This is a genomic window from Streptomyces sp. NPDC054840 (assembly GCF_053611065.1).
Genome location: NZ_JBSGZP010000383.1, coordinates 1 through 7,150, shown reverse-complemented (window position 1 = coordinate 7,150; position 7,150 = coordinate 1). Strand labels below are relative to the sequence as shown.

The following is a 7,150-nucleotide window of genomic DNA, read 5'->3' as shown; positions in this document are numbered from 1 at the left end:
GCTGCGGCCGCGGCTGCGCCCGGAGTGCGTTGGGGCTGCTCCGGGCGCAGGCGGTGGTCAGGCGTGGGCCGGTGTCGTGGCGGTGATCATCTCGGCCAGGACGGTGCGACGGTCCTCGCGCGGCCGGGGACGCAAGGGGCGGGCCAGGCGTGTGCTGTCGTAATGCCAGCGGTGGTCGAGGTCCTGCGGTACCGCGTCGGTCTCGCGGAGGTCCGCTCGGGTGCCGAGCAGTTCCGTGAGGTCGTGGGCGAGGTCGTGCCAGGAGACGTGGCCGCTGCACGCGTTGGCGACTCCGTGCACGGGCCGGTCCAGGCATTCGGCCACCGTGCGGGCCAGGGCCGCAGCGTGCACCCAGGCGGTTCCGTACCAGGCGTGCCCGCCGGTCCCGGGGCGGGGCAGTTCGATAGGCCGGCCCTGCTCGGCGGCCTGGTAGAGCGTGCCGAGTGCGCCCCAGCGCAGCTGTTCGCGGAGCCGGTCGTGGGCGCCCCAGACGATCGGTGACCGTACGGAGCTGGCGCCGCCGCGCCCTTCGGTCCCGGCTGCGCGCAACAGGATGGCCTCGCAGTCGAGTTTGGCCTTTCCGTACGGGCTGACGGGCTCGTGGGGCGCCGACTCCTCGGCGACCCGGGCCGTCGCGGGATGCCCGTAGGCGTCGACGCTGCTGACGAAGACGAAGGGGCCGCGCCGCCACGCGTCGACCATCGTCTCCATTGCCGCCAGGTCCACGTCGTGCCGGGTGAAGGTGCAGGCGGCGTGGACGACCGCGTCCGCCTGCGCGACGGCGTCCCGCAGCCCGGCCAGGTCGGTGAGGTCGCCCTCGATCACGTCGACGCCGTCGGTGGCGATCAGGTGGGCGGACTCGGGCCGGGCCAGCGCCAGCACGGGGCGTCCCCGGGCGGCGAGTTCACGCACCACGAACGCGCCGACGCCGCCCGTCGCGCCCGTGACCAGCACGGTGCCGGGGCGGACGTCCCGGGAGCGGGGGGCGGGCCGGCTCGCGGCTTTCGCGACGCTTTGCCGTGTCGCCCGTTCATCGAGGAGCGCGGTCAGCGCCCGCGGGGTGCGGGCCTGGAGTACATCGAGTCCCGTGAGGGGCAGTCCGAGGTCCGTGCGCAGCCGTTCGGCGAGCTGTACGGCCTTCAGGGAGTGACCGCCGAGGGCGAAGAAGTCCCCGTCCGGCGACGGGAGGAGGCCGAGCACCGCGGCGAACGCCTCGGTGACCGCCCGGGCCCGTGCGCCGGACCCGGCGTCGGGCGTCGAGGGCCGCCCGGGCAGCCGGGCGTGGTCCGCCGGCCCGGCGGCCGTGCGCGGCAGCGCGTCGAGCAGGGTGACCGCCGCGGGTACGGCCTCGGGTGCGAGCGTGCGGCGCAGCAGACCGAGGAGTTCGTGGCCGGACGGGCCGGTGCTGTCCTTCAGGACGGCGTAGGCCACGGTCGGCCCCTGCTCGGGCCGGACCACCGTGGCGTCGGCGACCATCGGGTGGGCACAGAGGGCCTCCGCGGCCGGGTGACGGTCACGGGCCGGGGGACTCTCGCCCGCGGAGGTGTCGTTCGGCCTTGCCGGAGGCAGCGGGGCCAGGGGGAGTTCCGGGTCGGCGGCCACCGCGTGGAGCAGGGCCGCGTAGTCCCGTACGGCCGCCTCCGCCGCGGTGTCGTCCAGGGCGTGGGCGTCGTACTGCACAAGGGCCCGGGGCCGTGCGGGGTCGCCCAGGTCCAGCCCGTAGGAGAGGCTGAACTTCGCGCCGTCGGAGGGGAGGTCGACGTACTCGGCCGACGTACCCGGCAGCCGCAGCACCGTCGGCTCGCCGAGGACGTCGGAGGTGACGCGGACCAGTGCGGTGCCGTCGGCGCCGCGTGCCCCGGTGCCGAGGCGTTCGAGGACGAGGTCGAAGGGGATGTGCCGGTGCCGCTGGGCTTCGAGGAGCGCGTCACCCACGCGGCGCAGCAGCTGGGTGAAGGACGGGGCGCCGGAGAGGTCCACCCGTACGGGCAGGGTGTTGACGCAGAGGCCGACCAGGCCGCGCATGGCCGTTCCGCTGCGGTGGGTGCCCGCCACGCCGATGACGAGGTCGTCAGCGCCTGTGAGGCGGTGCAGTGCGGCGAAGGCCGCGGTGAGCGACACCGCGAAGAGCGTGGCCTGCCGCTGTGCGCCCAGTGTCCGCAGGGCGTCGGGCACGGTGGGCGCGAGGGGCACGGTGCGTACGGCCGCCGAGCGCGCGGCGGTGTGCGGCGCGGGCGCCGCCGGCCGGGGCAGGCGCGGAGGTTCGGCCCCGGCCAGCAGCGCGCTCCAGCGCTCCAGTTCCTCCTCGGAGCCGGACAGGTGGTCGTGCTCGCGGCGCGCGTGGTCGGCGTACTGCGGCGCTGCGGTGAGCGCGGGCCGGGGCGTTCCGCCGGTGGCCGCCGCGTAGAGGTCGGCGAGTTCGGCGGCCACGGTGTCCAACGAGGCGCCGTCTACGGCGATGTGGTGGAACGTCAGCAGCAGGATGTGATCCGTCGGACCGTGGCGCAGGACGAGCGCCCGTACGGCGTCGCCGGCCGCGAGGTCGAACGGCCGGGCCGTCTCGCGCCGCAGCAGCTCCGGGGCCTGCGCCTCGTCGGTGTCGACGACGTGCACGGGGACCGTCCGCGGGATCGGGAGCACCTCCTGGCAGGGCTCGCCCCCGTGCTCGGTGTAGCGGGTGCGCAGGATGGCGTGCCGGGCCACCAGGGAGGTGAGGGCGGTGGCGAAGGCGGCCACGTCGAAGGGGCCGCGCACACGGGTGGCGAACGGTACGTGGTAGGAGTCGCCCGTGCCTCCGAGCCGCTCCATCAGCCACATACGGCGCTGCGCGCGGGAGAGGGGAACGCACTCGGACTGCGGTGCGTGGTCTTCCCGGCCGGTGCTCGCGCCGGTGGCGGGTTCGGTGGTCGCCGTGGCGCGGGCGGTACCGGCGCGGGCCCGGCGCAGCAGTTCCCGTTGGAGTCGCTGCCGGCGGTCGGGGGACGCGGAGTCGGCGTCAGTGGACATCGCTGTGCTCCGGGGTGTCGGGGTGGAGGTCCGTGTGGGCGGCGAGGAGGGCTCTTTCGACCAGCGCGGCCTGTGCGGCGACGGTCGGCGCGGCGAAGAAGTCGGCGAGGGATATCTCCACGCCGAGTTCCTCGCGCAGGTCCTCGGTGACGACGAGGGCGAGGAGCGAATGGCCGCCGATGAGGAGGAACTCGGCGTCGGCGTGTGTCACCTCGGTGCCCAGGGCTTGGCTCCACACCTCGGCGACGGCCTGCTCCAGCGGTGTCATGAGCGGCGCCGGCTCGCCGGTGGGCCGGCTTTCGGCGGCGTGTGCGCGGGCGGTGAGTGCGCGCCGGTCGACCTTGCCGGCCGGGGTGAGGGGAAGCCGGTCCAGCACGGTGACCGCGTCGGGTACGAGGTGGGCGGGCAGGACCGCGGTGAGTCGTTCGCGCAGGGCCGTGCCGGGAGGTACGGGGCCGGGCGCGGCGACGACGAACGCGACGAGGCGCGCTTCGGGGGTGCCGGCGCCGTCGACGGTGACGGCGGCGTCGTCGACGTCCGGCTGCTCGCGCAGGGCGTGCTCGACCTCGGCGGGTTCGATGCGGAAGCCGCGGACCTTCACCTGGTCGTCGTTGCGGCCGTGGAATTGCAGGATGCCGTCGGGGCTGAGGGAGACGATGTCGCCCGTGCGGTAGAGCCGCCGACCGACGTCGGGGTGTTCGACGAACCGTTCGGCGGTGAGTTCGGGCAGGCCGGTGTAGCCGTGGGCGAGCCTGCTGCCGCCGATCCACAGCTCGCCCCGGTCCCCGTCGGCCACGGGGTGGCCGTGGGCGTCCAGGACGTGCGCCGTGGCCCCGCAGATGGGCCTGCCGATGGGTATCGGCCCCGCGCAGTCCTGCTCGGTGACCCGGTGGGCGGTGGCGAATGTGGTCGTCTCGGTCGGCCCGTAGCCGTTGACGAGTTCCAGCCAGGGGAAAGCGGTGAGGACCTCGCGGGCCTGCGCGGCGGCCATCGCCTCGCCGCCCACGACGACCGAGCGGAGCTGGGTGAACACGCGGGAGCGGCGCGCGGCGAGCTGGTGGAAGAGGGCCGTGGTGAAGAACGCCACCGTCACGCCGTGCCGTTCGACGTGCCGGGCGAGGTCCTCCAGGGTGGGCCGCTGCTCGGTGCAGACGACGACCGCGGCGCCGTTGGCGAGCGCGGCCCAGACTTCGAACGTCGAGGCGTCGAAGGTCATGGGTGAGTGGAACAGGACGCGGTCGCGGCCGGTGAGGGTGACGTATTCGGGTGCCGTGACCAGCTCTGCGATGGCACGGTGCGGCACCAGGACGCCCTTGGGGCGGCCTGTCGAGCCGGAGGTGAACATGATGAACGCCGGGCTGTCCGGGTCGGACTCGTCGGTCGGCAGGCCGTCCGTGAGCGGCTCCTCGGGCAGGGCGAGGACGGGGCCGGGGAGTGCGGCAGCGTCCAGCAGTTTCGCGTCGCCGACGGTGAGCGTCACTTTCGCGTCGGCGATCATCGCCTCGGTACGTGGCCGGGGCTGGGCGGGATCGAGCGGTACGCAGACGGCTCCGGCCAGCCACAGGCCGAGCTGGGCCACGACCGTGCGGGACGACCGGGCCGTCATCAGCGCCACCCGGTCGCCGCGGGTCACGTCGTGCCGGCGCAGTCGTGCCGCGAGGGCGTGGCCGGCCTGGAGGAGGCGGCCGTAGGTGAGGGTGGTGTCGCCGTCCACGACGGCGAGGGCGTCGGGGGTGCGTGCGGCGTGCCGCGCGACGAGTGCGGGCAGGGCGGTGCCCTTCGCCGGATCGGCGGGCCGCGGACCGGTGGGCTGCGCGTCGGTAGGCTTCGGATCGGCGGGCTTCGGGATGGTGAGTGTCATGTCAGGCTCCTGCCGGCTGCGGGGTCCGGCGCTGGTCGAGGAGGGTGGCGAAGGCGCGCAGGTCGGTGCTGCGCAGCAGTTCGGGAGCGCGCAGGCGTACCCCCGTCTCGCGTTCGACGGTTGCCAGCAGCCGTGCGGCGATGATTGAGGTGCCGCCGGCGTCGGTGAAGTTGTCGCCGAGGGCGGTGCCGGGGCGGCCCAGGAGTTCGCGTACGGTCGCCAGCACGAGCCGTTCGGTGGCGGTGGCCCCGGTGTCGGCGTGCTCGTCCTCGGTGGTGGTCCCGGGCGCCACGGGCGCCGGAACGGCGGCCGCGAGGGCGGGCCGGTCCACCTTGCCGTTGGCGTCGAGCGGGAAGCCGTCGACGATCCGTACGGTGCCGGGGACGGCCTGCTCGGGGAGCCAGGCACGGACCGCGTCGAGGAGCTCCCCGGTGACCGGTTCGGCGCCGTCGGCGAGCCGCAGGTGGGCGACGAGACGGCCGTGGCCGGAGCCGTCGCGCAGCACGGTGACGACGGCGCTGTGTACCCGCGGGTCGTGTTCGAAGGCGGCTTCCACCTCGGCGGGTTCGATGCGCACCCCGCTGATCTTCACCTGGTCGTCGAGGCGGCCGAGGAAGTCCAGGCTGCCGTCGGCGTTCATCCGTACCCGGTCGCCGGTGCGGTAGAGGCGGTCGACCGAGGGCAGCTCCGGCTCCTGCGGGGGTGCGGTGAACCGGCGCGCGGTGAGTTCGGGGTCGAGGTAGCCGAGGGCCAGGCAGTGCCCGCCGACGCGCAGTTCACCGTCCTGCCCACGGGGGACGGGGCGGCCGTCGTCGTCCGTGACGACGAGGGTGACGCCCGGCAGCGCGGTGCCGATGGGCGGCGGGGCCTGCTCGCCGGCGTCCGGGTCGGTGTTGCGCATGGTGTGGGTGGTGGTGACGACGGTGGCTTCCGCCGGGCCGTAGGCGTTGTGGACCGTGGCGGTGACATCGGTGCCGGGGCGGCGGCGCATACGGTCGCCGCCGACGACGAGGTGGCGGAGCTTCAGGTCCTGGGGCCAGGGCCGGTCCAGGAGCGGTTCGACGGTCGGGGTGGCCGCGACGGCGTGCGTGAGGGCGTGCTCACGCCACCAGTCGGTGAGTACGTGCGAGTCCCAGCGGGTGTCGTCCGGTGCCGGGACGAGGGCGGCTCCCGAGGTCAGGGCGGCCCACAGTTCCAGCAGGTGCGGGTCGAACGCGACGCCGATCAGCAGGGACTGGCGGTCACCCGGTGCGAGACCGGTCTCGGCCCGGTACCAGTCGAGGGCGACGGAGAGGGAGGTCTCGGCAACGGCGACCGCCTTGGGGCGGCCGGTGGAACCGGAGGTCAGGACGGCGTACAGGGCGTTCTCGGGAGCGCGCCGGGTGCCGGGGGCGCACTGGGTGAAGGCCGCGACGACGGCGATGGGGGCGTTGACACCGGCGGTGGGCAGCGGCAGCGGGAGGTGCTCCCCGCCGCGGTGCCCCTCGGGCAGGACACCGGGGTCGCCGATGAGGCAGGCGACGTCGAGGTCCTCGGTGACGGCCTGGGTACGGCGTTCGCCGGGGCGGGGGCCGAGCGGCAGGTAGACGGCGCCGATCCGGGCGAGCGCCACGGCGGTCACCACCAGGGCGGCCGAGCGGTCGAGGCAGACGCCCACCAGGTCGCCGGACCGGACGCGGTCGCCCAGGGCGGCGGCGACCTGCTCGGCCGCCTCGTCGAGGTCCTGGTACGTCCAGATGCGGGTGCTGTCGATCACGGCGGGGGCCTGCGGGGCGAGCCGGGCCCAGTCATCGAAGCGGTCGAGTACGCCGGTCGGTTCGGCGCGGGGCCCGTGGGCGACGCTCGGCACAGTGCCGGCGTCGAGGGGCGTGGCGAGGAGTGCGGCAGGGGCGGTCGGGGACTGGGTCATCACGACTCCGTGGGAAGGGCGGTGGTGGCGAGGGCTTCGGCCTGGTCGGCGAGGACGGGGTTGCGGAAGAGCACCCGCAGCGGCGGACGCGCGCCCAGCCGGGGCTCCAGCCAGGCGGCCAGCTCGGCGGCCAGCAGGGAATGGCCCCCGCTGTGGAAGAAATGGGAACGGGCGTCGATCCGGCTGTGGCCGAGGACCTTGCTCCAGCCCTCCGTGAGCAGCGCCGTCATCGGGTCGTCGGACGCGGCGGTGGCCGCGGGCGAGCCTTCCGAGCTGGTTCCGGACCCGGAGTCGGCAGTTTCACCCTCAGCACCCGCGTCACGCGCGTTGCCGGAGTCGTCGGCGTCGAGCTCCGCCGCTCGGCGGGACAGCGC

The 7,150-nt window shown here is 75.0% G+C and carries 4 protein-coding genes; all 4 read right to left on the bottom strand.

All coding sequences use genetic code 11. The annotated features are described in order from the left end of the window. Window positions 1-57: 57 nt before the first annotated feature. On the bottom strand, window positions 58-3,006 hold the full coding sequence (locus ACWGIU_RS24400) for a condensation domain-containing protein (RefSeq protein WP_453709077.1): 2,949 nt from the start codon (window positions 3,004-3,006) through the stop codon (window positions 58-60). Further along, window positions 2,996-4,867: a non-ribosomal peptide synthetase gene (locus ACWGIU_RS24395; protein WP_453709075.1), complete on the bottom strand. Its 1,872-nt coding sequence runs from the start codon at window positions 4,865-4,867 to the stop codon at window positions 2,996-2,998. The genes ACWGIU_RS24400 and ACWGIU_RS24395 overlap by 11 nt, the downstream gene beginning before the upstream one ends. 1 nt (window position 4,868) lies before the next feature. Continuing rightward, window positions 4,869-6,776 carry a non-ribosomal peptide synthetase gene (locus tag ACWGIU_RS24390; RefSeq protein WP_453709073.1) on the bottom strand — a complete coding sequence of 636 codons (1,908 nt, stop codon included), beginning with the start codon at window positions 6,774-6,776 and terminating at the stop codon, window positions 4,869-4,871. Beyond that, on the bottom strand, window positions 6,776-7,150 hold a 375-nt coding region (locus ACWGIU_RS24385; protein ID WP_453709071.1), incomplete at its 5' end, for a phosphopantetheine-binding protein. The genes ACWGIU_RS24390 and ACWGIU_RS24385, both read right to left, overlap by 1 nt.

Bases quoted from the DNA above. Each gene is read 5' to 3' on its own strand.
- ACWGIU_RS24400 (WP_453709077.1), bottom strand. From the start codon at position 3,006: ATGTCCACTGACGCCGACTCCGCGTCCCCCGACCGCCGGCAGCGACTC.
- ACWGIU_RS24395 (WP_453709075.1), bottom strand. From the start codon at position 4,867: ATGACACTCACCATCCCGAAGCCCGCCGATCCGAAGCCTACCGACGCG.
- ACWGIU_RS24390 (WP_453709073.1), bottom strand. From the start codon at position 6,776: ATGACCCAGTCCCCGACCGCCCCTGCCGCACTCCTCGCCACGCCCCTC.